This window comes from Sphingomonas montana (assembly GCF_001956315.1).
Lineage (GTDB): Bacteria > Pseudomonadota > Alphaproteobacteria > Sphingomonadales > Sphingomonadaceae > Sphingomonas_R > Sphingomonas_R montana.
This window is the reverse complement of record NZ_MOLY01000042.1, coordinates 17,528-43,890: the sequence shown is the minus strand read 5'-3', so window position 1 is coordinate 43,890 and position 26,363 is coordinate 17,528. Positions and strand designations below refer to the sequence as shown.

Sequence of the window (26,363 nt, the reverse complement as noted above, 5' to 3'; positions counted from 1 at the left end):
GATTGCAGGGTTAGGAGGTGGGAACGCCCGTCTTCAGTTGCAACGCGTGCAGCACGCCGCCCATCCGCCCGCCCAGCGCGTCGTATACGCGGCGTTGCTGCGCGACGCGCGTCTGCCCGCGGAAACTTTCCGCGGTCACCGTCGCGGCATAATGGTCGCCGTCGCCGGCCAGGTCGGTGATCTCCACCACCGCATCGGGGATCGCAGCGGCGATCATCGCGGTGATATCGGCGGCCGTCATCGCCATGATTACTGCGCTTCCATCAACTGCCGGCGCGCCGCGATGGCCCGCTCGCTCAACGCCTCGCGGATGCGGCCCTCGTCCATCTCGACCCCCGCCGACGTCAGGTCGCCCAGCAGCTTGCGCACGACATCCTCGTCGCCCGCATCCTCGAACTCGGCCTGGATCACCGCCTTGGAATAGGCGTCGGTCTCCTCCGGCGTCAGCCCCATCAACCCGGCCGCCCATTCGCCGAGCAGCCGGTTGCGCCGCGCCACGACGCGGAACTGCATCTCGTCGTCGCGCGCGAACTTCGTCTCATAGGCCTGCTCGCGCTCGTCGAAGGTGGTCATCGCTCATATCCCCGGTCGGTCGTTCCCTAGGGGGATAGGGTGCGCGTCCGCCCCGCGCAATGCCCGCCGCCGCATGACCGGGTCCGGCGCGGGTACGGCGCGGGGTCAGGCCACCTCCACCACCAGCTTGCCGATTGCGTCGCGCGCGCCCAGCTTCGCGATCGCCGCCCCCCCGTCGGCCAGCGCGAACCGCTCGGTCACCACCGGCGCGATCCGCCCCTCGGCCCACAGCTGGAACAGCGTGTCGACATGCGCACGGTTCGCCGCCGGGTCGCGCATCGCGAACGCCCCCCAGAACACGCCGCACACATCGCAACTCTTCAGCAGCGTCAGGTTGAGCGGCAGCTTCGGGATGCCGGCCGGAAACCCCACCACCAGATATCGCCCGCCCCACGCGATCGCGCGCAACGCGGGTTCCGCATAATCGCCGCCGACCGGATCATAGATCACGTCCGCCCCGCCCGGCCCGACCGCCGCCTTGAACAGCGCGCCCACCGCCCTGGCCTGATCCCGGTCGAACGGCGCGCGCGGGTACACGACCACGTCGTCCGCCCCCGCCGCCCGCGCGGCATCCGCCTTTGCCGCGCTCGATACCGCGGCGATCACGCGCGCGCCATATGCCTTGCCCAGTTCGATCGCGGCCAGCCCCACGCCGCCCGCCGCACCCAGCACCAGCAACGTCTCGCCGCTGCGTAACCGCCCGCGGTCCAGCAGCGCATGGATCGTGGTGGCATAGGTCAGCAGCAACGCCGCACCCTGTGCGAAGTCGCGTCCCGGGGGCAGCGGAAACGCCATCGCGGCCGGCACCGCCACCTGCTCGGCCAGCCCGCCATGGCCGGTCGTCGCGACTACCCGGTCGCCCACCGCCCAGTCTTCGACCCCCGCGCCCACCGCCACGACCGTGCCGGCCACCTCGCACCCCGGCGAAAACGGCCGCTCGGGCCGCATCTGATACTTGTCCTCGATGATCAGCACGTCGGGATAGTTGATCGCGCACGCCCGAACATCGACCAGCAGCTCGCCGATCTTCGCCACCGGTGCCACCACCTCGCCCAGCGTCAGGGTTTCGGGGCCGCCGGGCGCAATCGACAACAGGGCTTTCATCGCTGGGATCCTCTCGCTGGTCTATTTGCGAACCTTGTCCCCCACCTTGCCGTTAACGTAAAGCCCCGACCGCCAGCATCGCATCGACCCAGTCCGGCACCAGCAGCCCCGCCGGCCCCAGCCGCGTCTCGTCGAAGAATATGCTGCCCGCCGACGGGTCGAGGTTCAGCTCCAGCGTCCGCGCGCCATAATGCCGTGCCGTCTGCACGAACCCGGCGGCCGGATAGACCGCGCCCGACGTTCCGATCGACACGAACAGGTCGGCATCGGCCAGCGCCGCCTCGATCGCGTCCATATGATGCGGCATCTCGCCGAAGAACACGATGTCCGGCCGCAGCGCAGCCGCGCCGCACACCGGACAGGGCGGCCCGTCCACCAGCGCCCCCTCCCACGCGATCCGCCCCCCGCACGCGCGGCACAATGCGGACCGAAGCGTCCCGTGCATATGCCACACCCGGTCCACCGGCAGCCCCGCACGCTCCAGCAGATCGTCGACATTCTGCGTGACGATCGTCAGCCCGCCGTTCCACTCCGCCGCCAGCCGCGCCAGCGCCCGGTGCGCCGCATTGGGCACCACATGGTCCAGCGCCGCCCGCCGCCCGTCGTAAAAGGCCTGCACCAGTCGTTCGTCGCGCTCCAGCGCCTCGGGCGTGCAGACCTCCTCGATCGTGTATGCCGTGCCGTCCCCCGTATCCCAGTAATTCACGCCCCCCACCGTCCGAAAGGTCGGTATCCCCGACTCCGCCGACAGTCCCGCCCCGGTCAGGACGACGATATTGCAGATGCCACGCATGGCACCGCCTTAGCATGCGGCGGGCAACGCGAAACCTGCCCGTCGCGCTGACGACGCTACACCCCGTCCTCCCTCGGATCCGATCACGGCCGCTCATCGGAACAGCCGCCAACAGTCAATGGCGCACAGTCATCATTACTTGTCTGCGATGTCGGAATTGGTCCTTTAGGCCAACCGAACTATTCCGGTTTTTTCATGTCCCACATGCGATGTAGGGAAATTCGTTCAGCTGCAACCAGTTTTGTTACCGCGATTCCAATAGCAGACGCCGGGCGGTTTCGTTACGTTGATCATTGGAATCTACATATACAGGCGATGCAGCGCATCTTCACAGGAGATTTCGATGCGACCGGTGCTTCTGGCAATGATGATCGCGACCACCACGCCGGTCGCGGCGCAAACCACGAACTTCGATGCAGTCGCTGCTGCACCGAATAGCCATCAGGTCTTGATGGAGGATGACAGTATCCGGGTGCTGCGGGTCAAGGTGGCCCCTGGAGCAACCGAGCCGGTCCACGATCACCGATGGCCGAGCGTGATGTATTTCGAACAGCCGCAACCGATCACCTACATCATGTACAAGCTGGTTGACGGGCGGCTGGTGGAGACGGAGCGAATGGATGCGCCCGCACTCGAGGTTTCGCAAACCATCCGGGCCGAGCCGGAGGGCCTGCATGCCGTGCTTAACCGGGGATCGGCACCATTTCTGGCGGTAAGGTTTGAGTTCAAGAACGGCGACTCATCCAAAGCCCGCTAGAAGGGTGCCATGGTTTTCGACCATCGCGACGCTCCTGCTCCGTTTCATAAATGGACCCAGCCAGAGCCAGATCCCATCGGAGCCGTTCCCGTTTCCTCCATGTTTCTCGGAAAGGAAGCGACGTCACCAGACCGCTGCCCTCGCCGTCCCGCTCCCTGAAGGCCGCCGGACCGCTTACCATCGAGATCCGCCGCATCTCCGGGCATCACCCCATCGATGGATGCCGTCCTTCCGCGACGGGTCGCATCGAACGGGGTCAGGCGCTATAGTGAAGGCGAACCGTCTGGAACCGCCATGAAAATCCGTCTCGCTCTCGTCCTGCTCGCCTCCCTGCTGGCCGCCGACCTTGCCATGCTCGTCGTGCGGGCGGACTGGTGGATCGTGCCGGGCGCGCTGCTCGGCTGGTATCTGGCCGACATGATGTCGGGCGCGGTCCATATGTACATGGACTATAAGCCGTGCCGGACGGGCATCGGGCTGGACACGATCTATTTCTACGAGGGGTCGCGTGAATCCGAAGACTATATCCGGCTGCGGGACGCCACCTTTGCGCAGCTCGGGCCGTTCGAGCGGCTGGTGTTCGATTTCAAGAACCACCATCCGCGCCCCGATGCGCTGGGCCGGCGCAACATCGTGCGGCTGATCGGGTCGACCGTGCTGTTCGCCACGCTGCCGGCCGCGCTGCTGCTGACTCTGGCCTGCCTGCTGCTGCCGTTGCCGGCCGGGGTCATCGCGGCCGGGATCACCTTCGTGCTGGGCACCACCTTCGCGCAATATTTCCACGGTGCGCTCCACCGTACCGACGTGCCGTGGATCGTGCGCGCGCTCCGCGCCACCCGGCTCGTCATGCGGCCGCAGGACCATGCCCACCACCACGCCACGCTCACCTGCGATTTCAGCACGAACAATGGCTGGTCCAACCCGCTGCTCAACCGCGTCTTCGCCTGGCTGCAACGCACCGGCCGCATGCCGCCGCACGGACTGGAACCGGAACGGGCGTAAAAAGCGCCGCCGTTCCCACACTCCATCCCGGCGAAGGCCGGCATCTCCCTCCGGTAAAGCCTGCACTCCAAGCCAGAGCGCGGTCCCGGCCTGCGCCGGAATGACGGGCGAAGGAGGAACAGCTCAACCCCGCCGCCGCCCTCAACCGATCTGGTTCCAGGCCTCCGAAATTTCGCCGATCAGCTTCTGCGCCGCGTCGATCTCGGCGGTGTCCAGGCTGCGGCATCCGCTGGCGATCAGGCGGTCCGCCTCGCGGTACACCGATGCCAGCGCGGTTGCGATATCGCCGCCCTTCGCGTGGTCCAGCCCCGCATTCAGCGTCTGGACGATCGACTGCGCCCGCGCGCGGCCTTCATTGATCCGCATCGGTTCGCGCCGGCGGATCGCGCCCTTCACCATCGAAAGCGACAGGATCAGTTCGTCGTACAGGATCGCGATCAGCCGGTGCGGCGACGCGGCCTCGATCTTCGACGTCAGGTCGATCGACCGGTAATGATCGCCGACCCCTGCCGCCCCGGCGCCTGCCGACGGCGATGTACGAAGTGCTTGATACATGCTGTAATGTCCCGGTCTGTCGGCTTTAGTCGTCGTTGGTCCACACAGCGATCTGCTGCTTCAGATAGGCCTGCGTCGCCTTCAGCGCGCCGACCCGGCTGTCCATCTTGGTGAAACTGGTGGAAAGCTGTTTGGTATAGAGCGCGTCGCGGCTCTCCATTGCGGTACGGCTCTTGGCCAGTTCCTTGGCCTCTGCGCTCGCGCTGCTGTAACTGTTGAACAGCGGGCCGTTGGTTGCCTTCAACTGGTCGCGGATCGTCTGCAACGCGCCGCCAAGACCCGAATCGACGATGATCGTGGCGCTGGTCACGCCCGCCTTCACCGTGAACGACAGGCCCGCTGCACTCGTCACGCCGGACGCGGACAGCACCCCGCCGATCGACACGGCCTGCACGCCGTTGATCTTGGCCGACGGCGGCGTGCCGGTGACGATATCGGTGATCTGGTACGTGCCCGGCTTCGTCCGCCCCATCGCGCTGGTGATCGTCAGCAACGGGTCGGAACTGCGTTGCGCCGGGTTGAACAGCGCCTCGACCCCGTCCGGGTCCTGCGCCAGCATCCTGTCGAGCACGGCGGTGTCGACGCTCAGCGATCCGTCGCGCGCGGTCCGCATCCCGATTTCGGCCAGCGTGCGCGGGCCGGTGCCGGACGCCAGCACCGTCGCGGTCAGCCGCCCCAGCTGGCGCTGCATCTCCCGCACGCCGGTGTCGGACCGCAGCGCACCCACGCCGCTGCCGCCGCTCCCGCTGGTCGTCAACGCGTCCAGCGTGGTCTTCAATTCGTTATAGGCGTTGGCGAAGTCCTGCACCGCCGTGCGGATCGCCGCGGTCGGCGGTTCCGCGCCGATCGCCACCGCGCTGGTGGTGACGGTCTTCAGGTCGATCTTCACGCCGTCGACCAGATCGGTGATGCTGTTGGTGGCGCGCGTCGTGGCGACCCCGTCGATCACCACCTCGGCATCCTGTGCCGCCTGCGTCGCGGTCATGCCTGCCGCACCGTCGGCCTCGCCGGTCGCCGGGAACCCGAACTGCGCCAGATCCCCGGTTCCGGTCATCGTGAACGCGCTCGCCGTGCCGCTCGCGCCCTTCACCACCAGCCGGGCGGTCGTCCCCTGCGTCACCACGCTTGCAGTCACGCCCCTGCCCGATCCGCTGATCGCTCGCGCGATGCCGGCCAGACTCCGGTCGCCGGCCGGAATGTCCACATCGAACGCCGCCGCCCCGCCGACCTTCATCGACAGCGCCCCGCCGAACGTCGCATCGCGTGCGACGGGTGCCGACATCAGGCTCTGCGCCGTCGCCAGCCGGTTGACCTGGATGCTGGCCGACAGCCCCGCCAGCCGCGATCCGGCCAGCGCGCTCACCGACACCGCGCCGGCATTGCTGCTCGTCGGCTGGGTATAGAGCGTCCCGCCGGACAGCAGCTCGTTCAGCGACGTCGCGAACGTCTCGATCCCGCTCGACGCCGCCCCCAGCGCGGAGACACGCGCGGTATTGGCGGCCTCTTTCCGCGCGATCAGCGCCGCCTTCGGCGCCTTCGCCGCCGCCGCCAGGTCCTTGACCAGCTGCTGCGTGTCGATCCCCGACCCGGTCCCCAACGATGTTGCGATCGAAACCACGGCGCGTCCTCTTCAACCCCTGTAACGACCGTAGCGGACAGACCTTAAACGGATCGTTTCGCGGAACGGATGACGCCCATGTCCACGCCGTCACCAAACTCCCCCCCAAATCCGTTTGGTTCGAGCTTGTCGAGAACTTCGCGCAGGGTTTTCGACAGGCTCGAACCAAACGGAGTTGGCATGACGGTCCGGCAGTTCGTGCTCACCCCCGTCCATCCCGAGCGCAGTCGAGGGGCCCTTCGAGCGCAGCCGAGAAGCCGACGCCGCTCCGCTCTGCCAGGTTCGGGGAATGCCCCAACGCTCCACGGTTCCGGAGCCACCCCCTCACGCCCCGCGCTTGCCCTGCTCGTCGAACCGCGCGTCCACCGGCACGTCCACCACCGGCTGCGGCTGCCCCTCCGCCATCGCCTGGTCCAGCCGGAACACGAACGCCAGCACGGTCGCCACCGCCATATACAGGTCCTCGCGCACCAGCTGCCCCGACCGCGACGTGAAATAGATGGCGCGCGCCAGCTGCGGATAGCTCAGCATCGGCACCGCCTGCTCCTTGGCCAGTTCGCGGATCGCGGTGGCCGTCTCGCCGCGGCCCTTGGCCACCACCGTCGGCGCGGCATCCTCCCCGGGGCGGTAGCGCAGCGCGATCGCGAAATGCGTCGGGTTGGTCAGTACCACCGTCGCCTCGGTCACCGCCACGCGCGCGGACCCACGCAACACCTCGGCCGCGCGCCGGCGCTGCTGGCCCTTCATCTCCGGGTTGCCGTCGGACTCCTTGTTCTCGTCCTTCACCTCCTGCTTGGTCATCCGCATCCGTCCGGCGCGCTGCATCACCTGCGCGGGCACGTCGACCCCCGCGATCAGCAGCAGCGCCAGCGCCATGATGAGCACCGCATGGACGAACGTCCGCCCCATCGCGTCGATCGCGGGGCCGACCTCCGCGCTGCCATAGCCGGTGATCGACCGCACCTCGCCGGCGATCAGCCACCAGCCGATCCCGCCCAGCACGACCACCTTGGCCAGCGACTTGCCCAGTTCCACCAGCCCCTGCGTGCCGAAGATCCGCTTGATCCCGGTCAGCGGATTGAGCTTCGATGCCTTGAACCCGACCGCACTCATCCGGAACCCCAGCGACCCGAGCAGCGCCGGCGTCACCACCGCCGCGAACATCGTCAGGAACAGCAGCAAGAACAGCGGCACCACGATGCCCGACAGCTGGCTCGCAAACGCCGCCCCCGGATCGAACCCGATCACGTCCTCCCGTCCGAACCGCAGCGACCGGACAAGCATGTCGCGCAACGCCTGCACCATCCACGGCCCGGCCATCGCCAGCCACCCCGCCCCCGCAAGCACCACCAGCGCGGTGCCCAGCTCGCGCGATTGCAGGACGTCGCCCTTCTCCGCCGAATCGCGCCGCCGCTTCTCGGTTGGCGCCTCGGTCTTCTGGTCGGTGTCGGGCGCGTCCGACATCGCTCAGCTGCGCCCCAGCGACAGCGTGCGCGAATATTCCAGCGCCGCGGTCAGCGCGCGGGTGATCGCATCCGCCATCGACGGGGCCGCGAACGCCATCAGCACCAGCCCGGCCAGCAACGCCGCGGGCAACCCGACCGAAAACAGGTTGAGCGCCGGTGCCGACCGCGCCAGCATCCCCATCACCAGTTGCACCAGCACCACCGCAAACCCCACCGGCAGCGCGATGACCAGCCCCGCCGCGAACACCGTCCCCCCGAACCGCACCAGCCCGGCCAGCGCGTCATAGCCCAGCCACGCCTCCCCCGGCGGCAACGCGCGGTAACTTTCGAACACGATCATCGCCAGCAGCAGATGGCCGCCCATCGCGAGGAACAGGAAGGTGCCGAGGATATTCAGGAACTGCCCCAGCGCCTGGCTCTGTGCGCCTGACGTCGGGTCGATCATGCTGGCAAAACCCAGCCCCATCGCATTGCCGATCGTCTCGCCCGCCAGCAGCGCCGCCGAAAAACCGATCTGCACCGCAAAACCCAGCGCCAGCCCGGCCAGCACCTCGCCGATGATGAGCGCGAACCCGGCGATGCTCGCCAGCCCGTCCGCCGGCAGCACGAACGGCACCGCCGCCAGCGCCGGAATCCCCACCGCCAGGCTGACGATCAGCCGCACCTGCACCGGCACCTGCGGCGCGCCGAAGATCGGCGCCGCCAGAAACGCCGCCCCCGGCCGGATCATCGCGATCAGCCAGATCCACAACTGCGCCTCGACGCCGGCGAAGCCTGTCGGGATCATGCCCGGACACCGCCCGAACAGTACAGCGACCCAGAACCGCACCCCACGCTGGAATCGTGCCCCAACCCCGAACCGTACCCCGGACGCGAGGCGCCCGTACCCCCGCGCAGGCGGGGGTCCAGATCGGAGCGCGAAACTGGACCTTCGCCTGTGCAGGGATACGCTGTCCCGACGCACGCAGCGCCAACCCTCACCGCATCAGCTCCGGGATCCGCGCGAACATCTCGCGCGTGAAATCAGCGATCAGCATCAGGATCGCCCCGCCGAACAGCGCCAGACACATCCCCACAACGATCAGCTTCGGCACGAAACTCAGCGTCTGTTCCTGGATCGACGTCGCCGCCTGGATCATCCCCAGGATCAGTCCCGCCACCAGCGCCGGCACCAGGATCGGCGCAGTCGCCAGCGCCAGCACCCACAACGCCTGCTGCGCGATCCCGACGAAATAATCCGCATCAGCCATGACGGACGCGCCTGTCGGTCCGAACGCTGCCCCCTCCCCCGTCATCCCGACGAAAGTCGGGATCCATTATCACTCCGCCGGCAGCCAACCCGGACCGTAGTGATAATGGATCCCAGCCTTCGCTGGGATGACGGGGAAAAGAACAGCGCTCCTCACGCTGGTCATACCAGCGAACGCCGTGTTCGATCACCACGCCGGACGTGGCGGATATCCAACCCATGCTCACCCCGTGCCGAACGAGGCCGCCAGCGACCCCATCGTCAGCGCCCAGCCATCGACCAGCACGAACAGCAGCAGCTTGAACGGCATCGATATGATCGCGGGGCTCAGCATCATCATGCCCAGCGCCATCAGCGTGGACGCCACCACCAGGTCGATGATGAGGAACGGCAGGAAGATCAGGAACCCGATCTGGAACGCGGTCTTCAGCTCCGAGGTGACGAAGGCGGGCAGCAGGATCGTGAACGGAATGTCGCGCGGGTTGGCGAACGCCGGCACCTTGGCCATGTCCGCGAACAGTTTCAGGTCGGTCTGCCGCACCTGCCCTTCCATGAACCCGTGCAGCACGGTCGCGGACCGCCCGATCGCCTCCTCGATCCCGATCTGGCCTGCGCCATAGGGGCGGAACGCGTTGGCGTTGATCTGGTCCACCGCCGGCCGCATGACGAACAGCGACAGGAACAGCGCCAGCCCCACCAGCACCTGGTTCGGCGGCGTCTGCTGCAACCCCAGCGCCTGCCGCAGGATCGACAGCACGATGATGATCCGCGTGAAACTGGTCATCATCAGCACCAGCGACGGCAGAACCGTCAGCAGGCTCATCAGCACCAGGATCTGCAACGACAGCGACAGCGGCCGCCCGTCGCCCGATATCGTCGTCAGCGCGCGGTCCAGCGCGCCCGTCTGCGCCGCCCCCGCCGCCAGCGTGGTGCCGGGCGGAGGCGCCACTCCCTGCGCCAACAGCGGCGCGGCATAGGCCAGCAGCACGGTCATGACGACCGAAAGCAACACCGCCTTTGCCCAGAAAGCCGGCCCGTAGGCGCGCAGCGTGGTCCATATGCCGGCGCGCAAACGCAGTCCCCGCTTCCCAAAAGCCGTTCGGTCCGAGCGAGCGTCGTGCGCAGTCGAGACGCGGAGTCGAGAACCTCGCGCAACAGCCGGACCGGGTTCTCGACAGGCTCGAACCGAACGGAGGCCGTGGGGGCCAGCCCCCACCCCCTCACGCATCCGCATCGTCCGCCGGCACCAGCAACGGGGCCGGCCCGTCGGCCAGCAGCGTGATCTGCCCGCGCGATACCGCGATCAGCAGATGCCGTTCGTCGAACTCCACCACCGCCAGCCGCGACGTGCCCCCCATTGGCACCGCGTCCACCACCTTGACGTACCGCTGCCGCCCGCCGAACCCCAGTCCCGGCTGCGCCTTGCGCCACAGCCACAGCGCGCCCACCGCCATGCCCGCGACCAGCGCGAGCATCAGGATCAGCTGCAGAATATAGCCCGCACCGATCATGTCCGGCGTTCAAGGCCGGCGATCCGCGCATCCGTCGCCACCACGTCAACCACGCGGATGCCGAACCGGCCGCCCACCGTCACCACCTCGCCGCGCGCCACCAGCGTGCCGTTCACCAATATGTCGAGCAGTTCGTTCGCCTGCCGGTCCAGTTCCACCACCGAACCCTCTGCCAGATCGAGCAGCTCGCTCAGTTTCAGCGAGGTAGACCCTACTTCCACCGACAGCCGCAGCGGAATGTCCGACAGCATCTTGTAGTTGCGCCCGGCAAGCCCGCCGCCGGCGTCATCCCCAACCCCTTCTGCGCCCATGTCCATCATTCGTCCCCGCCCCCGACCTGTTCGATCATCAGGGCCGCCCGCCCGTCGCGCTCGCCGATCGTGCCATGGGCGAACTTGCGACTGGCGACGATCAGCGGCGCCTTCTGCGCCAGCGTGATCGGGATGACGTCCCCGACCTTCAGCTGCATTAACTGCGATACCGAAAGCTCCGGTCGCGCTAGCACCGAGCGTACCGGCAGGCGAACATTTTCGAGTGCATGCGCCATCCGCGCGCGCCAGTCCGCATCCGCCGGCCCGGCATCGTCATGCACCTTGGCCGCCAGCTGCGCCTCGAACGGGCGGATCGCGGCCAACGACCAGACCAGCGACACCGTACTGGCCGGCTGCCCCATCGGCGTCACCACGAACCGCTGCACCACCACCGGTTCGTCACCGCGCACCAGGCTGACATGGTCGATCTTGGTCTCGCGCCCCCCCAGCGACGGCGACACCGTCACCACGTCCGCCCAGATCGCGACCAGCTTCTCGACCAGCTCGTCGGTAATGCGGGTCAGCATCTGGTCCTCGGTCGGCGTGAATTCGCGGGCCACCGCTCGCCCGGCCTTGCCCGCCCCGCCGTAGAATGTGTCCACCAGCCGTGCCACGAACCCCGGCTCCACCGCGATCAGCAACCCCGCCTTCATCGGCCGCAACCGGAACAGGCTGATGCTCTGGAACCCCGGCATCCGGTCCTTCCAGACATCGAACCGCACCGTCTCGATCGGTTGCGCGATCACCTCCGTCCGCGTCCGGGAAAACGGTTCGACGATCGCGCGCAATGGCTGCGTCAGCCGTTCCGCAATCCGTTCCAGCCCGGCCAGCCGCGCGGTCGGGTGAAACGCCTCGCCCCCCAGCACGAACGGCTGGACGTCCTTCGTCGCCGGTTTCGCTCCGGGCTGCGCCCGTGCGCCAAGTCCGGCGGAAAATGGCGATGGGGGCGCATCCGTCATGCGCTTCTCACTGGATGATGAAACTGGTGAAGTACACGTCGTCCACCCCGCCAAACCCTTCCTTGTCGATCAGCACGTCGTTGATAGTCTTTTTCAACGCCTTCTGCAGCGCCTTCTTGCCCTGCGGCGTCGCGATCGTCTCCGGATCCTGATCGGCCAGCAGCATCAGGATTTCGGACCGGATGGGGGTATCGTCCGTCTTCACCGCTTCCAGCACCCGCTCGTCATAATAGGTCGATACGCCCAGCGCCATCTGCACTACCGAATCGCTGTCCAGCAGGTTCGACGTGAACGGCTGTTCGATCGGCGCATAGGACACCTTGTATTTCAGCCTGTCGATCCCGCCCGTGCCCTTCGGCCCGCCGGCATCCTCGTCGGCATGCAGGCCGTCGCGCACGACCAGCTTCGGCCGGTCGACCGTCTCATGCTCGGCCGCCTTGCCGCCGCCGGCCCAGATCCCCGCACCGACCCCGCCGCCACCCAGCAGCACCGCGCCCAAACCGATCAGGATCAGCTTCTTCCTGCCCGCGCCCTTCTTGACCGGCGCGTCCGTCTTGTCGTCGCTCATCGTCTGTCCCCGTGTCATGCGTAGAGTTCACTGGCCGCGGACGGCCTTGCCGATGCGGCACCGGAACCAACCGGATCGATCAACCGCCCGCGCGGCGGTGCATGCGACTGGCGACCGGCACCGCCGCCCTGACCCGGCTGGCTGCCCTGCCCGCCCGCACCATGGCCACTTGCCTCCGCATGCTGTCCGCCCGGCTGCCCGCCCGACTGCGCCGTTTCGCGCCGCGCCTCGGCCGGCTTGTCGATCACCTGCACGCTGGCGATCTGCACCCCGGCCGCGCGTGCATCGTTCACCAGCCGCGTCTCGGCCTCCGCGATCCGGTCGCGCGCCTCCGGCCCCTGCGTCGTCATCCGCACCGCCAGTGCCGCGATCCCGCCCGACAGGTCGATCGTGACCGGCCCCATCCGCGCCGTATCGATCCGGAATTGCATCGGCGCCGCCGCATCCCCGCCCGCCACGATATCGCGGCCGATCGCATCCAGCGCCGCCCCCTGCCGCGCCGCATCCACGTGCAGCGCCAGCGCCGCATCGCCGGCCAGTACCGGCGCGGCGGACGGCGCGGCAGACGGCGTCCCGTGCACCTGCGGCAAACCAGGCACGACAGACGTCGCCAAGATGGTATCGCCGCCTGCCTTCATCGGCAAGGCGACGTCGGTATCCCCGCCCCGGTCGTCGATCAGCGCCGCCACCTGTTCCCGGATCGCCGCCTCCGCGACCCCGACCGGCGCTGGCGCGTCCGCCTGCGCGACGGGCGCCACCACCGCAGCCAGTTGTGCGGTTGCCGACGTCGGTCCGATGACCGGCGGCGTCGTCATCAGTTGCGCGACCGGCGACATGACGACCCCCGGCTGCCCGGCCAGCAACGCCGAAACATCCCGCATCGCGACTGCGGCCGGCGCGACCGCCAAAGCCGGATCGAACCGCACGCCCTCCGCTGTCCGGGGGGAGGGCCGGGGTGCGGGGCCGAGGCCAGCGGCAACCCGCCCGTCATCGCTGCGACCGGCGGGAACCCGAACACCCGCCAGCGAACCGGAAAGGGTATCGCTTATGGGAGGATCGACCACCAAGCCGACACCCTCATCCCCGACCCACCCCCCGATGGCGGGCGGGGGTGCTGGCATCACAACCAGCGCTACCGGATCAGGCATGGCCACCCCCGCCATCGACGGATCGGCGAAGACTTCGGCTTCTCCGTCGGACTCTATGGCGATATCGGCATCACTGCCGTCCGACACGCCCGCCCCGGCCGCCTCCAGTGCCGCCCCGAACGCGCTGCCCCACTCGGCAGCGCGCGGCAGTACGGCACGCATGGCAACGCCCGCCACAAACCCCGTCGTCACCATCATGCCCCGTCCCCCCGCACCGGCCGCCGCCCCGCGATCCGCGACAGCCGCCGCTCGCGGTCCGCCGCCCACAGCGCGTCCGACCGTTCCTTCAGCCGAACCGCGCTCTCCTCGCGGATGCGCGCCGCCAGCCGCAGCGCCGCCTGTTCCGCCGCGGTCGCGCGCGCGCCCACGATCGCGTCGGTCAGCCCGTCGCGCACCTTTTCCAGCCGCGCGCCCAGTTCGTTGACGTTGGCCAGCGCCGCGCCGAACGTCACGCCCGGCGTCGCGGCCAGGCTTCCGCGCAGATCGCGCAACCGGTCCGATGTCGTCTCCAGCTGCAACGCCCGCCCCTCGGCCTGCGCCGCCGCCGCCGCGACCTGCAGATGCTGCACCCGGCGCACGCGCACGATCCGTTCCCGCCGGCGCACCAGCCCCTTCATCGACCGCCGCCATGGCCGAAGCCTGCGGTCAGCGTGGCAGCGGACGTCGCATAGTCGACCCGCTCCTTCTGCCCCTGTTTCAGGAACAGCAGGATATCGTCATGCCGCGCAATCGCCTCGTCCACCGTCGGATCGCTGCCGGCGCGGTACGCCCCCATCAGGATCAGGTCGCGATTCTCCTCATAGACCGACCATAGCCGCCGCAGCCGCATCGCGGCCTGGGCATGATCGTCCGGCACGACATCGGCCATCACGCGGCTCAACGACTTGCCGACGTCGATCGCCGGGAACACACCCTGTTCGGCCAGCGACCGTGACAGCACGATATGCCCGTCCACGATCGCGCGTGCCGTATCGACGATCGGATCGTCCACATCGTCGCCGTCCGCCAGCACCGTATAGAGCGCCGTAATCGACCCCCCGGTCCGCGCGCACGCCCCCGCCCGCTCGCACAACCGCGGCACCAGCCCCAGCGCGGACGGCGGATAGCCCTTCATCGTCGGCGGCTCGCCCAGCGACAGCCCGATCTCGCGCTGCGCATGCGCGACGCGCGTCAGGCTGTCGATCAGCAGCAGGACCTTGCAGCCCCGTTCCCGGAAATATTCGGCGATCGCGGTGGCGCGCATCGCGGCACGCAACCGCAGGATCGGCGGATGGTCCGCCGGCACCGCCACCACGACGCTCTTGCGCCGCACGTCGCCGCTCAGCTTCGTCGCCAGGAAATCCGACACCTCCCGGCTGCGCTCGCCGACCAGCCCGACGACGATCACGTCGGCATCGGCCCCCGCGATCATCTGCCCCATCAGCACCGACTTGCCGACGCCCGACCCCGCCATGATCGCAATGCGCTGTCCGACGCCCGCGGTCAGCAGCGCGTTCACGCCGCGCACGCCCATGTCGAACGCCTCGGTCACGCGCCCGCGGTCCAGCGGATTGCCCGGCCGGCCGGCCAGCGGCCAGGTCTGTGCCGTCGCGACCGGCCCCAGCCCGTCGAGCGGATGGCCCAGCGCATCGACCACCCGACCGAGCAGCGCATCGCCGACATCGGCCATCCCGCCGTCGCCGTCCGGCTCCACCCGCGCGCCGCAGGCATGCGGGGCCTCGCCGTCCAGCGCGACCATCAGCGTCCGGTCGCCGCGAAACCCCACGACCTCCGCGCGCTTCGGCACGCCATTGGCGTCGATCACCCGCGCCCCGCTACCGATCGGCCGGCGGAACCCGGTCGCCTCCAGCATCATGCCGTCATACGCCGCCAGCTTCCCGATCCGCCGCGGCCCCTCCGCCGACAGGTCGATCGCATCCAGCATCGCCGCCGCGCAGGTGGCGAGCATGCCTGGCCCGGCCCATTCCGTAGTCCCACGCAGACGCGGGGCCAGGTCGGAGCCCGGAACTGGCCCACCGCCTGCGCGCGGGTACGGCAACGTGTCGACCGCAAGACCAAGATCGGGCATCAGGCCACCACCCCCATTCGGTCGAGCGCATGGCGCAACCGTTCGAGCGCCGCCGCCGGCCCGTCCTCGATCCAGCCGAGCGCCCCTTCCACCGACACCGCGCCCGGCGCGATCGCCGGATCGGCGACCAGTTCCACGGGCAGGTCCGCCCCCGCCAGCCGGTCATGATCGTCGGGATGCACGCGCATCCGCGCCGGCGCGGTCTCCTCCGCGATCAGCTCGGCGGCGCCCCGCGCCCGTTCCAGCAGGCGGTCGGGATCGATCGTTACTTCGCCCACCACCTGCCGCACCAGCCGCTCAACGGTGCGCGCCAGCAATTCGGCCAGCGGCCCGGCCGGTTCGGGGTGCAGCGCGGCCAGCGATGCCGCCAGCGCGGTCACCGCCTCGCGTTCCGCCAGGATCGCGCGTTCCAGCAACGCCGTGCCCGCGTCATAGCCGGCGGCGAACGCCGCATCGTGGATCGCCGCCGGGTCGATGACGGCGTCATCCTCAACGTCGTCCAGGAACGGCTCCCCCGCCACCGGCGCCAGGCTGGGCACCCGGCCCCAGGCCGTGAACCCGCCCGGTGCCGGCGCCACCAGCGACCCGATCCGCGCCACCGTGCCGGTGGACCAAGGGTCAGACATAATCATCGCCCTTGCCCCCCAGCATGATCGTTCCGTCCGCGGCCAGCTGGCGGGCGATTTGCAGCACCGCCTTCTGCGCATCGGTCACGTCGGCCAGTCGCATCGGCCCGCGCTCCCCTATTTCATCCTGGATCGATTGCGCCGCCCTGCTCGACATGCATCCGAATATCTTGGTGCGCAGCGCCGGGTCCGCACCCTTCAGTGCGATGACCAGCGTATCGTTGTCCACGCCGCGCAGGATCGTCCCCATCGACTTGTCGTCGACCGCCATCAGGTCGTCGAACACGAACATCTCGTCCTCGATCGTGCGGGCCAGCGCCTTGTCCAGCTTCGCCAGCGCCTTGATGAGCCGCTGTTCCGCGTTCGTGCGCGTGCCGCCCACGATCTTGGCCGCCTCCGCCGCCCCGCCGCGCTTCGAACTGCTGCCCCCGGTCGATCGCGCGACCTGCTTCAGCAGCGTACGCTCAAGCTCCTCCAGCGCATCGGACGATACCTCGCCCAGCGTGGCGATGCGGTACACGATGTCCGCCTGCGTCTCCTCGTCCAGCAACTGCAGCACGTCCGCCGCGATCCCCGCGTCCAGATGCGCCAGCACCAGCGCCGCCACCTGCGGATGTTCGTTGGCCACCAGCTGCGCGATCGTGCGCGCATCCATCCATTTCAGCGAATCGAGCGACACGGTGCGTGCCGGCGGCGTGATCCGCGCCATGACGTTGTCCGCTCGGTCCTGGCCCAGCGCGCGCTGCATCATCCCGCGGATCTGCACGTCGCTATCGAACCCGATCGTCGTGCGCGCCCTCGCCCGTTCCACGAACAGGTCCAGCACGCCGTCCACCTGTTGCTCGCTCACGTCGGCGACGTTGAACATCGCGCCGCCCAGCTGCTGGACTTCGTCGGGCTCCAGCCGGCTCAGCACCTCGGCCGCCTCGTCCTCCGACAACAGCATCAGCAGGATGGCCGCGGCCTCGCTCCCGCCCTTCAGCATCGCGCCCGGGTCGGCGGTGATGGTCTGGCCCTCAACCATGCGCCGGGGCCTCCGCACCCTTGCCGTCCGACCGGATCAGGTCGCGGATCACCAGCGCGGCCCGCGCCGGATCCTGCTTCACGAAATTGCGGATCAGTTCGGCCCGCGCGGCATAGCCCGGCGCGCCCTCGATCATCTCCAGCGTGATCGGCGCACCGATCGCTGCGGTCTGCGCGGTCTGCTGCGCCAGCGCGGTCGCGATCTCCTTGCCGGTCGCGGACTTGTCCGCCGCCCCGGTCGCCGCCACCTGCGCCGCGATCGGTGCCAGCTTGCGCTTCATGATCGGTCGCGCCACCCCGAACACCACCAGCAGCGCGATCAGCAGCGCCGATCCGTTGCGCGTCACCATCGGCATCCAGCTCGCCTCGTACCACGGCGCAGCCTCCTCGGTGACCGTCGCGAATTTGCGCGCGGACAAGGCGATCACGTCGCCGCGCCGCGCATCATAGCCGACGGCCCCCTGCACCAGCTTCTCCAGCGCGGCGATCTCGACGGCGGGCCGCTTGGCCCCCTTCTCGTCCTTCAGCGCGACCGCCACCGACAGCCGGCGGACGGTGCCCACCGGGTTGCGCGTCACGGACACTTCGCGCCCCAGTTCGAACGTGCGGTTGTAGTTCTCGGTCGTCCGCGCGGCCTCGCCCGTCACCGCTGCGGTCGTGCCCGGTGCGGGCGGGGCGGCCATCGTCTGGTTCGGGGCCGCGGTCACCGTCGCGGCGGGCGGCGGCGTGTTGGACAGCGCCCCCGGAATACCCGATGCGATGCCGTCCGGCCCGCCTTCCTTGGTCCAGCCGCCCTGTTCGGCGCGGATCGCCTGCAATTCCTTGGGGTAGCTTTCGCGCGTCGCCTGCACCTCGGCGAAATCGAGGTCGGCATGGACCTCCGCGGTATAGTTGCCCGCCCCCACCAGCGGCGTCAGCAGCTTGTCCAGCGCATCGGCGTAGCGCTGCTCCACCTGTTCCTGGATGGCCAGCTGGCGATCGGCGGCCTGCGCCTGAGGATCGCCGCCCGCCTTCGACAGCAGCCGGCCCGACTGGTCGACGATCGACACTGCGTCGGGGGTCAGCCCCGGCACCGACGACGCGACCAGGTTGGCGATCGCCTGCACCTGTGATTCGGACAGCGCGCGCCCGCCGTTCAGCTTCAGCATCACCGATGCCGCCGCGCGCTTCTGGTCGCGCAGGAACACGCTCGCCTGCTCCACCGCGATATGCACCTTGGCGGTCTGCACCGCGTCGATCGCCTCGATCGTGCGGGCCAGGTCCGCCTCCTGCGCGGACCGCAGGCGCTCGCCCTCGACCGCACGGCTCGATCCCATCGGCAATGCCGCCATCGTCGCGTCGCCGTCGGGCGCGCTCTTGGGCAGGCCCTGCTGCGCCATCAGCATCTTGGCCTCGTAATATTTGTCGTCCGCCACGGTCAGCGCGCCGGTGTCGCGGTCGATCTCGTACGGGATCGCGGCGGCCTGCAACGCGTCGGCCACTGCCGCCTTGTCGCTGTCGCCCAGGCCCCGGAACAGGTCGCGCTGCGGGGCGGAACTCAGCGCCGCCCAGATCAGGAAGGCCAGCCCCAGCAGGGCGACCATCCCGACCATCGGCATCGCCTTGGCGACCGCCGGTTGCCGCGTGAACGCGCGAATGCGCTCCAGCATGGCGCCCGCCGGGCCGTTCGGAAGACGGGCCGGCACCGGCAGGGTGCGGACGTCGGTGGGGGTGGCGACCAGTTCGCTCATGTCAGACCGGCATGCTCATGATATCCTTGTAGGCGGACAACAGCTTGTTCCGGACCTGCAACGTCGCCTGGAACCCAACCGACGCCTTTTCGCGCGCCAGCATCACCGCGGCGATGTCGGTCGTCTCGCCCTTGTCATACGATTCCGCCGCGGCCGCCGACTGCGACTGCATGGCATTGACCTGGCCGATCGCGTCCTTCATCGCCGTGCCGAAATCGGGCTTCCCGGTCCCGGCCACGCTCCCGCCGGGGCCGGCGACCCCGCCCAAGCCGTCGACGGCGTTGCTGCCGGCCGATGCCTTCTGCAAGGCGCTGTTCTGCTGCAGGATCGATGCCCGCATCTGCATAAGCGAGGATGCATCGATCTTCATGCCGCAGTCCTCATTTCAGCCATCCGGTAGCGCAGCGTCCGTTCGGATATTCCGAGCAGTTCCGCCGTGCGCACGCGGTGCCCGCCGGTGGTGGCCAGCGCGTCCGCAATCGCCTGCGCCTGCACATTGCGTGCCACTTCGGCCAGCTTAGGTACGGCCGCGCCGTACAGCCGCGTCGCGACCGGTTCGACGACCGGCGCATCGGCAACCACCGCCGCCGGCACCGTCGCGCCCAGCACCAGGTCGCCTGCATCCAGCCGCTCACCTGCGCGCAACAGCATGCCGCGTTGCAGGACATTCTCCAGCTCGCGGACATTGCCCGGCCAGCGATGCGCCATCAGCCGATCCAGCGCGGTGGTCGTCGGCCATGGAAACGCCTCGTCCGCCCGCACGTGGCGGATCATCAGCGCCGCGGTGATCGCGCGCACGTCCAGCCGGCGTTCGGCCAGCGGCCGGCACGTCATCGGCAACACGTTCAGCCGCCAGTACAGATCGGCGCGGAACCGACCGGCCGCCACTTCGGCTGCCAGGTCGCGGTTGGCCGCCGCCACGATCCGCACGTCCACCGCGATCGGCTTCGTGCCCCCCACCGGCAGGACTTCGCGTTCCTGGATCGCGCGCAGCAGTTTCGCCTGCAACACCAGCGGCAGCTCGGCGATCTCGTCCAGCATCAGCGTGCCGCCGTCCGCCGCCCGGAACAGCCCGTCGCTCGCCGCGCCCGCACCGGTGAAGCTCCCCTTCTGGTGGCCGAACAGCATCGCCTCCAGCATCGTTTCGGGCAACGCCGCGCAATTGACCGCCACGAACGGCCCGGCCGCGCGCGCCGACCGATCGTGCAGGTAGCGCGACAGTCCTTCTTTGCCGGTGCCTGTCTCGCCTAGCACCAGCACGGTCGCGTCGCTTTGCGCGACCCGCGCGGCCAGCCCCAGGAACGCAGCACTTTCCGGCTCCCCGCACGCCGGCCGCATCGCCGGGCGCAGCAGTTCGGCGATCAGCGCGTGGCCGAACGCCATGTCGGCCAGGCCGAACCGCAGCTGCGCCGGCATCCCGCCGCGCGCCCGCACCAGCATCGGCGCACCGTCCGCCAGCTCGACCAGGATGTCGCGGTGCGTGGCCTGCGTCATCTCCGACATGTGCAGCACGCGGATGCCTGTCTTGGGGCGAGAGCCGGTGACGTCGCCCGTCCGGCACGCGATCCCGACACCGGCCAGCCATGTGGCCAAGGCCGGATCCTCGATCGCTGCCATCGTCGAAATCATCGTCACGCGCCGGCCCCCCTTTTGCTGCCGATCGAATAGCGTGAGTCTGGTAAATCAATCGTTACGCCGTGCAGGAGGCGGACCACCGCAGTTCAACGCCGCCCACGGACATGCTTAAACGTCTGTTTACCTGTTTCCTTCATACCGATTCCGACTGCCCCGAACCGGCAGTTCTTTGGAAGAAGGACCTCCGGCCATGGCCGTCATCAACACCAATTCCGGTGCGCTGCGTGCCCAGAACGCCTCGCGCATCGCCACCAACATGCAGGCCACGTCGATGGAACGGCTGTCGACGGGCAAGCGGATCAATTCCGCCAAGGACGATGCCGCCGGCCTCGCCATCGCCAATTCGATGACCGCGCAGATCCGCGGCATGAACCAGGGCATCCGCAACGCCAATGACGGCATGTCGATGCTGCAGAGCGCGGAAGGCGCGCTGGGCGAGGTGACGAACATCCTGCAACGCGTCCGCGAACTGACGGTGCAGGCGGGGTCCGAAACCTATTCGCAAACCGACCGCACCAGCATGCAGGCGGAGGTGACGGCGCTGACGGCGCAGGTGTCCGACATCATGGCCAACACCACGTTCAACGGCGTCAAACTGTTCCTCAACGCGAGCCCGACCGCCGACAGCCTCGACGCCGGCACCCCGCCGCAGACGATCCCCGGCAATGCCGTCGCGCTCGATGTGCAGACCGGGGCCAATGCGGCCGACAAGGTCGCGGTCCGGATCAAGGCGATCAACCTGCGCGCGATCACCGGCGGTGCCGAAATCGCGGCGAACGCCGGGTCCGCGCCGACGCCGACCGCGCCCGCGGTCAAGAAGCAGGCCTATGAGGCCGCCATCGCACCCCTCGACATCACCGGTCCCGACGGCACGAAGGCACGGACCGCGCTCGGCACGCTCGACACCGCGATCGGCGCGGTCTCCTCCGCGCGTGCCGATCTCGGCGGGTCGCAGAGCCGGCTCGAATCGGTCATGAACGTCCAGACGTCGAACGCCACGAACCTCGCCGACGCGCGCAGCCGCATCGAGGATACCGATTATTCGCAGGAAACCACCGCGCTCGCCAAGGCGCAGATCCTGAGCCAGGCGAGCCAGGCGATGCTGGCGCAGGCCAACCAGTCGACGCAGGCGGTGATGAACCTTCTCCGTCAGTGATCCGTCGTCACCCCCGCGACCGCCCGGCATTCCCGCATGGCGGGCGGTTTCATGTCCGGCGCAGACCGCATCGAGCGGTCGCAAAAAGTTCCTTCGCCATCGACTTAAGGCCGGACCGGCGCCGCCGTTACTTGGATCGTGCCTGCCGAACATCGGCTGAGAACGAACCAAGGGACCAGAAGCATGGCCGTCATCAACACCAACTCCGGCGCCATGCGCGCCCAGAACTCCTCCCGCCTGGCTTCCGCCGCACAGGCGACCGCGATGGAACGCCTGTCCTCGGGCAAGCGGATCAACAGCGCCAAGGACGACGCCGCCGGCCTCGCCATCTCCAACACCATGACCGCGCAGATCAAGGGCATGAACCAGGGGATCCGCAACGCGAACGACGGCATCTCGCTGGCGCAGACCGCTGAGGGCGCCCTTGGTGAAGTCACCAACATCCTCCAGCGCGTCCGTGAACTCGCGGTGCAGGCGAAGAGCGGCACCTACTCGAACGATGATCGTACCAACATCCAGGCCGAAATTACCGCGCTGACCGCCCAGGTTTCGGATGTTCTGGACAACACCAAGTACAACGGCGTCTCCATGTTCGACAAGACCGGCGTCTCCACCGCCGACAAGAAGTTCACGATCCAGACGGGCGCGAACGGCTTCGACACGGTAGAAATCAAGATCAAGAGCATCGACGGCACGACGTTCAAGAATGAAGTGACCGCAGCGACGGCACCGGCGACCGATCCCCAGGCGGGCCGGGTCATCGGCATGAACGTGACGGGCGTCGCATCGGCCGCCGCGACGACGGCGATGACCACCGCAAACGCCATGGCGTCCGGCACGGATACGGAAAAGGCCAGCAAGGCAACCGCGGTTGCCGCTGCCAACGCGCTGATCGAAAGTTCCAAAAGCGAGGACGCGATCAAGAACGCCGGCACGACGCTGACCAACGTCGATACTGCATTGCGGACGGTCAACACGGTCCGCGCAGACCTTGGCGCCTCGCAGAGCCGGCTGGAATCGGTCGTCAACGTTCAGACGAACAACGCGACGAACCTTTCCGATGCGCGCAGCCGGATCGAGGACACGGACTATTCGATCGAAACGACCAACCTCGCCAAGGCACAGATACTGAGCCAGGCCAGCCAGGCGATGCTCGCCCAGGCGAACCAGTCGTCGCAGGGCGTGATGAGCCTCCTGCGCTAAGTTCTCCCCTGAACTGACGCGACCGACAGGGCCGCGGCGTCTCCCCAGACGCCGCGGCCTTCGCACGTCCGGCGGTCCTAGCCATCTTCCCTCCCGGGAGAGGAGTGGGAGAAGGGAGCAACGGCACCATCAGGTCACGACCGTGACACAAGCAAAGTCCTCCCCCCCACCGGGGGAGGAAGCAGCAGGCAAAAACCAAGACCCGTACTCCGGCGCAGGCCCGGGCCTTGGCGCAACCGCCCCCACCACCCCCCGAACACACACAAAAAAGGCCCGGTGTCCCCACCGAGCCCCCACCCCCAAGCAAATCCCGCCGCGCTCAGCGCCAGTCGCTCAACGCCCCCCGCAACCGGTCCAGTGCCGCCTTCTTGATCTGGCACACCCGCGCCGCACCCACGCCCAGCGTCAGGCCGATCTCCTCCAGGTTCATCTCCTCGACGAAATACAGCTGCAGCACGGTCGCCTCGCGCACCGGCAACTCCGCGATCCGGCCCGCCAGTGCCGCCTTCAGCTGCGTCCGTTCGATCGCGGTGTCGGCCGCGTCCTCGACGTCGGCGAACCACAGCGACTGATCGGAATACACCTCGTCCAGGCTCTCGGTCCGGGCCGACGTCGTGGCGTCCACCAGTTCGCGGTACGCCGCCGGGGTCAGGCCCAGCGCCTCGCCCAGTTCCGTCTCGGTGGGCGCACGACCCAGCGTCGCTTCCAGCGCACGCCGTTTGCCGTCCAGTTCGCGCTTGCGCACCATCGCGGACCGGCAGATCGTGGCGTGGCGGCGCAGATGATCGATCATCGCGCCGCGGATCCGCATCGACGCATAGGTCGCAAACGCAAAACCCCGGTCGTCATAGCCATTGGCCGCCTCGACCAGCGCGACCATCCCGATCTGGACCAGATCCTCGACATCGATCGCGGTCGATACCCGGCCATGGACATGCCAGGCGAGTTTCCGGACCAACGGCATGTGCCCGCGCACCAGCACGTCAGGCGCCGGTCGCGCCGGCTTGCGCGTGTAGAGGCCGAGTTCCGGGTTGCCATCTGGGCCACGGTCCGGGCCACGGTCTGGATCGTCACGCGCCACGGGCGATATCCTTCTTTGCGGGGTTCAGCAGGGTCGTCACAGCGCCATCTCCGGCTGCGGCGCATGCGCCGGTCGCGGCACGGGGGCCGCGCCACCGACGACGGCGACCACCTCGACGGGCTTGCCGTCCGGGATTTCCAGGAAACTCAGCACCGGCGCATCGGCCAGATGCGGGCGCAGCAACCGCGCCAGCGCCCGCCGCGCGATCGGGCTGGTCACGATCGCGAACTTGCGCGCCTCGCCCGCCAGCGGCACCGCCGCATCGCTCACCGCCTGCACGATCCGCGCGGCCAGCGCCGGTTCGAACGGATGCGCCGCCCCCGGCCCGGTCCGTACCGCCTGGGTCAGCAGCTGTTCCAGCTGCGCGTCCAGCGTGATGACCGGCAGCGGCAGCTTCACCGGCACCAGCGCCTGGATGATGATCGCGCCGATCTTCGCGCGCACCGCCTCGACCAGACCGTCGGCCGTCGCCTCGGTCCGCGCCGCGTCCGCCATCGCCTCCGCGATCCGCCGGAAATCCTTCAACGGCACGCCTTCGGCCAGCAGCGCGCGGCACAAAGTCGCGATCGACGCCAGCGGCAGCGGCGCGGGCGTCAGGTTCGCGACCAGCGCGGGCGCCGTCTCCTTCAGCGCGTCGAGCAGGCTCTGCGCCTCGTCCATCCCGAACAGGTCGGCCGCACCGTTCACGATCATCTGGTTCAGATGCGTCGCGATCACGGTCGCGGGATCGACCACGGTATAGCCCGCGATCACCGCCGCATTGCGCTTGTCCGCGGAAATCCACACCGCCTCCAGCCCGAAACTCGGGTCGCGCACGATCCGCCCCTCGACCGTCCCGTCCAGATATCCGCTGTCCAGCGCCAGCAGCTCGTCCGGAAACGCCTCGTCCTCCGCCACGATGACGCCCGCCACCGTAATGCGGTATGCATTGGGGCCGAGCGTCAGATTGTCGCGCACCCGCACCAGCGGCACGACGAACCCCAGGTCGCGGCTCAACTGCCGGCGGATGCCCGTGATCCGCCCCATCAGCGGCGCGCCCTTGCGTTCGTCCACCAGGCTGACCAGTCCGTAGCCCAGCTCCAGGCTCAGCGCCGCGCCGTCCGACACCTCGTCCCACCCGATCGCGGCGGGGGCGGCGGTCTTGGCGGCCACTTCCGCCGCGCTCGGTTCCGGCGCGGTCGCCTTCGGCGCGCGCAGCTTCCAGGCGATGAACCCGGCGATGGCGGCGGCGGGCAGGATGATGAAGTGCGGCATGCCCGGCGTCAGGCCCAGGATCGTCAGGATCACCGCCACCGGCACCCACGCCTTCATCGACGCGAACTGGCTCGTGATCTGCCCCGACAGGTCCAGCGGGCTGGACACCCGCGTCACGATCGCGGCCGCCGCGATCGACAGCAGCAGCGCCGGCACCTGCGCCACCAGCGCATCGCCGATCGCCAGCAGGATATAGGTCTGCGCCGCCTCGCCGATGGTCAGACCATGGCTGACGACGCCCAGCACGAGGCCACCCAGGATATTGACCACCAGGATCATCACGCCCGCGACCGCATCGCCCTTCACGAACTTGGACGCGCCGTCCATCGATCCGTAGAAATCGGCTTCGGTCGCCACTTCCGCCCGGCGGTTCTTCGCGTCTTCCGGGGTCAGCAGGCCTGCGGACAGGTCGGCATCGATCGCCATCTGCTTGCCGGGCATCGCGTCCAGCGTAAACCGCGCCGACACTTCTGACACGCGCCCCGCGCCCTTGGTGATGACGACCAGGTTGATGATCATCAGGATCATGAACACGAACAGCCCGACGGCATAGTCGCCGCCGATCAGGAACGATCCGAACGCCTCGATCACATGGCCGGCGGCCGCCTCGCCTTCATGCCCGTTCACCAGCACGACGCGCGTCGACGCGACGTTCAGCGCCAGCCGGAGAAGCGTGGTGAACAACAGCACCGTCGGGAACGCGGAAAAATCCAGCGGCTTGGTGACGTTCAACGCGACCATCAGCACGGCCAGCGAGATCATGATGTTGGCGATGAATCCGACGTCCAGCAGCGCGGCCGGCACCGGCACGACCATCAGGCCCACCAGCATCAGCGTCGCGAACGGCAGGATCGCCCCGCGCCCCGCGTTCAGCCATACCGCCTTGTTGATCGCCCCGGTCGCCACGTCCACGTCTCCTGTACGGACGCAAACAAGCAAAGGTCATGCCAGCTTCTGGAGGACTTAGGTGCTG

The 26,363-nt window shown here is 68.7% G+C and carries 28 protein-coding genes; 4 read left to right on the top strand and 24 right to left on the bottom strand.

The window, feature by feature from the left end; translation table 11 throughout:
- Window positions 1–10: 10 nt before the first annotated feature.
- The 4 genes from BKY59_RS12405 to BKY59_RS12390 form a co-directional block, all read right to left on the bottom strand.
- Entirely contained in the window at window positions 11–247 is a 237-nt protein-coding gene (locus tag BKY59_RS12405) for a BolA/IbaG family iron-sulfur metabolism protein (protein ID WP_076071948.1), read from the bottom strand.
- A gap of 2 nt (window positions 248–249) precedes the next feature.
- Window positions 250–573 (bottom strand): DUF1476 domain-containing protein, encoded by a 324-nt coding sequence (locus BKY59_RS12400; RefSeq protein ID WP_076071946.1) that lies wholly within the window; start codon window positions 571–573, stop codon window positions 250–252.
- Window positions 574–678: 105 nt separating this feature from the next.
- Window positions 679–1,677 carry an NADPH:quinone oxidoreductase family protein gene (locus BKY59_RS12395; RefSeq protein WP_206362064.1) on the bottom strand — a complete coding sequence of 333 codons (999 nt, stop codon included), beginning with the start codon at window positions 1,675–1,677 and terminating at the stop codon, window positions 679–681.
- Window positions 1,678–1,729: 52 nt separating this feature from the next.
- The gene (locus BKY59_RS12390; RefSeq protein WP_076071944.1) at window positions 1,730–2,470 is read right to left on the bottom strand and encodes a Sir2 family NAD-dependent protein deacetylase; all 741 of its coding nucleotides are present in this window, start codon (window positions 2,468–2,470) and stop codon (window positions 1,730–1,732) included.
- A 343-nt stretch (window positions 2,471–2,813) separates the two neighbouring features.
- Between BKY59_RS12390 and BKY59_RS12385 the strand changes: the two genes are divergently transcribed.
- Both BKY59_RS12385 and BKY59_RS12380 read left to right on the top strand, forming a co-directional pair.
- Window positions 2,814–3,227: a hypothetical protein gene (locus tag BKY59_RS12385; protein WP_076071942.1), complete on the top strand. Its 414-nt coding sequence runs from the start codon at window positions 2,814–2,816 to the stop codon at window positions 3,225–3,227.
- 294 nt (window positions 3,228–3,521) lie between these two features.
- On the top strand, window positions 3,522–4,229 hold the full coding sequence (locus BKY59_RS12380) for a fatty acid desaturase CarF family protein (RefSeq protein ID WP_076071940.1): 708 nt from the start codon (window positions 3,522–3,524) through the stop codon (window positions 4,227–4,229).
- A 141-nt stretch (window positions 4,230–4,370) separates the two neighbouring features.
- On the opposite strand, the gene BKY59_RS12375 is transcribed toward BKY59_RS12380, so the two are convergent.
- The 18 genes from BKY59_RS12375 to BKY59_RS12290 all read right to left on the bottom strand — a co-directional run bounded on the left by BKY59_RS12375 (window position 4,371) and on the right by BKY59_RS12290 (window position 20,690).
- Complete coding sequence (locus BKY59_RS12375; RefSeq protein WP_083672114.1) at window positions 4,371–4,784, bottom strand: flagellar export chaperone FliS; 414 nt, start codon at window positions 4,782–4,784, stop codon at window positions 4,371–4,373.
- A gap of 25 nt (window positions 4,785–4,809) precedes the next feature.
- A complete protein-coding gene (gene fliD, locus BKY59_RS12370) occupies window positions 4,810–6,402 on the bottom strand; it encodes a flagellar filament capping protein FliD (RefSeq protein ID WP_076071938.1) in 1,593 nt (530 codons plus the stop codon).
- A 324-nt stretch (window positions 6,403–6,726) separates the two neighbouring features.
- Window positions 6,727–7,866: an EscU/YscU/HrcU family type III secretion system export apparatus switch protein gene (locus tag BKY59_RS12365; RefSeq protein ID WP_076071936.1), complete on the bottom strand. Its 1,140-nt coding sequence runs from the start codon at window positions 7,864–7,866 to the stop codon at window positions 6,727–6,729.
- 3 nt (window positions 7,867–7,869) lie between these two features.
- Window positions 7,870–8,655: a flagellar biosynthetic protein FliR gene (fliR, locus tag BKY59_RS12360; protein WP_076071934.1), complete on the bottom strand. Its 786-nt coding sequence runs from the start codon at window positions 8,653–8,655 to the stop codon at window positions 7,870–7,872.
- A gap of 190 nt (window positions 8,656–8,845) precedes the next feature.
- Window positions 8,846–9,118 (bottom strand): flagellar biosynthesis protein FliQ, encoded by a 273-nt coding sequence (gene fliQ / locus BKY59_RS12355; RefSeq protein WP_076071933.1) that lies wholly within the window; start codon window positions 9,116–9,118, stop codon window positions 8,846–8,848.
- 222 nt (window positions 9,119–9,340) lie between these two features.
- Window positions 9,341–10,111 (bottom strand): flagellar type III secretion system pore protein FliP, encoded by a 771-nt coding sequence (fliP, locus tag BKY59_RS12350; protein ID WP_083672142.1) that lies wholly within the window; start codon window positions 10,109–10,111, stop codon window positions 9,341–9,343.
- A gap of 226 nt (window positions 10,112–10,337) precedes the next feature.
- Entirely contained in the window at window positions 10,338–10,628 is a 291-nt protein-coding gene (locus BKY59_RS12345) for a flagellar biosynthetic protein FliO (protein ID WP_076071931.1), read from the bottom strand.
- Window positions 10,625–10,939 (bottom strand): flagellar motor switch protein FliN, encoded by a 315-nt coding sequence (gene fliN / locus BKY59_RS12340; RefSeq protein ID WP_206362068.1) that lies wholly within the window; start codon window positions 10,937–10,939, stop codon window positions 10,625–10,627. The genes BKY59_RS12345 and fliN overlap by 4 nt, the downstream gene beginning before the upstream one ends.
- 5 nt (window positions 10,940–10,944) lie before the next feature.
- On the bottom strand, window positions 10,945–11,898 hold the full coding sequence (locus BKY59_RS12335) for a flagellar motor switch protein FliM (RefSeq protein ID WP_083672113.1): 954 nt from the start codon (window positions 11,896–11,898) through the stop codon (window positions 10,945–10,947).
- Window positions 11,899–11,905: 7 nt separating this feature from the next.
- Entirely contained in the window at window positions 11,906–12,466 is a 561-nt protein-coding gene (locus tag BKY59_RS12330) for a flagellar basal body-associated FliL family protein (protein ID WP_076072370.1), read from the bottom strand.
- A 14-nt stretch (window positions 12,467–12,480) separates the two neighbouring features.
- Window positions 12,481–13,812: a flagellar hook-length control protein FliK gene (fliK, locus tag BKY59_RS12325; RefSeq protein WP_076071928.1), complete on the bottom strand. Its 1,332-nt coding sequence runs from the start codon at window positions 13,810–13,812 to the stop codon at window positions 12,481–12,483.
- A complete protein-coding gene (locus BKY59_RS12320) occupies window positions 13,809–14,231 on the bottom strand; it encodes a hypothetical protein (protein WP_076071926.1) in 423 nt (140 codons plus the stop codon). The genes fliK and BKY59_RS12320 overlap by 4 nt, the downstream gene beginning before the upstream one ends.
- Window positions 14,228–15,562 carry a FliI/YscN family ATPase gene (locus BKY59_RS12315; RefSeq protein WP_420822096.1) on the bottom strand — a complete coding sequence of 445 codons (1,335 nt, stop codon included), beginning with the start codon at window positions 15,560–15,562 and terminating at the stop codon, window positions 14,228–14,230. The genes BKY59_RS12320 and BKY59_RS12315 overlap by 4 nt, the downstream gene beginning before the upstream one ends.
- Window positions 15,563–15,681: 119 nt before the next feature.
- Window positions 15,682–16,308: a FliH/SctL family protein gene (locus BKY59_RS12310; protein ID WP_083672112.1), complete on the bottom strand. Its 627-nt coding sequence runs from the start codon at window positions 16,306–16,308 to the stop codon at window positions 15,682–15,684.
- Complete coding sequence (gene fliG, locus BKY59_RS12305; protein WP_076071923.1) at window positions 16,301–17,332, bottom strand: flagellar motor switch protein FliG; 1,032 nt, start codon at window positions 17,330–17,332, stop codon at window positions 16,301–16,303. Before fliG ends, BKY59_RS12310 begins: the two co-directional genes overlap by 8 nt.
- The gene (fliF, locus tag BKY59_RS12300) at window positions 17,325–19,061 is read right to left on the bottom strand and encodes a flagellar basal-body MS-ring/collar protein FliF (protein ID WP_076071921.1); all 1,737 of its coding nucleotides are present in this window, start codon (window positions 19,059–19,061) and stop codon (window positions 17,325–17,327) included. Before fliF ends, fliG begins: the two co-directional genes overlap by 8 nt.
- 1 nt (window position 19,062) lies before the next feature.
- Complete coding sequence (fliE, locus tag BKY59_RS12295) at window positions 19,063–19,431, bottom strand: flagellar hook-basal body complex protein FliE (protein WP_076071920.1); 369 nt, start codon at window positions 19,429–19,431, stop codon at window positions 19,063–19,065.
- The gene (locus BKY59_RS12290) at window positions 19,428–20,690 is read right to left on the bottom strand and encodes a sigma-54 interaction domain-containing protein (RefSeq protein WP_076072366.1); all 1,263 of its coding nucleotides are present in this window, start codon (window positions 20,688–20,690) and stop codon (window positions 19,428–19,430) included. The genes fliE and BKY59_RS12290 overlap by 4 nt, the downstream gene beginning before the upstream one ends.
- A gap of 196 nt (window positions 20,691–20,886) precedes the next feature.
- On the opposite strand from BKY59_RS12290, the gene BKY59_RS12285 reads away from it, so the two are divergent.
- On the top strand, window positions 20,887–21,852 hold the full coding sequence (locus BKY59_RS12285) for a flagellin N-terminal helical domain-containing protein (protein WP_076071918.1): 966 nt from the start codon (window positions 20,887–20,889) through the stop codon (window positions 21,850–21,852).
- Between the two features lie 183 nt (window positions 21,853–22,035).
- Window positions 22,036–23,055: a flagellin N-terminal helical domain-containing protein gene (locus tag BKY59_RS12280; protein ID WP_076071916.1), complete on the top strand. Its 1,020-nt coding sequence runs from the start codon at window positions 22,036–22,038 to the stop codon at window positions 23,053–23,055.
- A 319-nt stretch (window positions 23,056–23,374) separates the two neighbouring features.
- Here BKY59_RS12280 and BKY59_RS12275 read toward each other — a convergent pair whose 3' ends face one another.
- Window positions 23,375–24,037 (bottom strand): FliA/WhiG family RNA polymerase sigma factor, encoded by a 663-nt coding sequence (locus BKY59_RS12275; protein ID WP_276205519.1) that lies wholly within the window; start codon window positions 24,035–24,037, stop codon window positions 23,375–23,377.
- A 135-nt stretch (window positions 24,038–24,172) separates the two neighbouring features.
- On the bottom strand, window positions 24,173–26,296 hold the full coding sequence (gene flhA, locus BKY59_RS12270) for a flagellar biosynthesis protein FlhA (RefSeq protein WP_076072365.1): 2,124 nt from the start codon (window positions 26,294–26,296) through the stop codon (window positions 24,173–24,175).
- Window positions 26,297–26,363 lie beyond the last annotated feature (67 nt).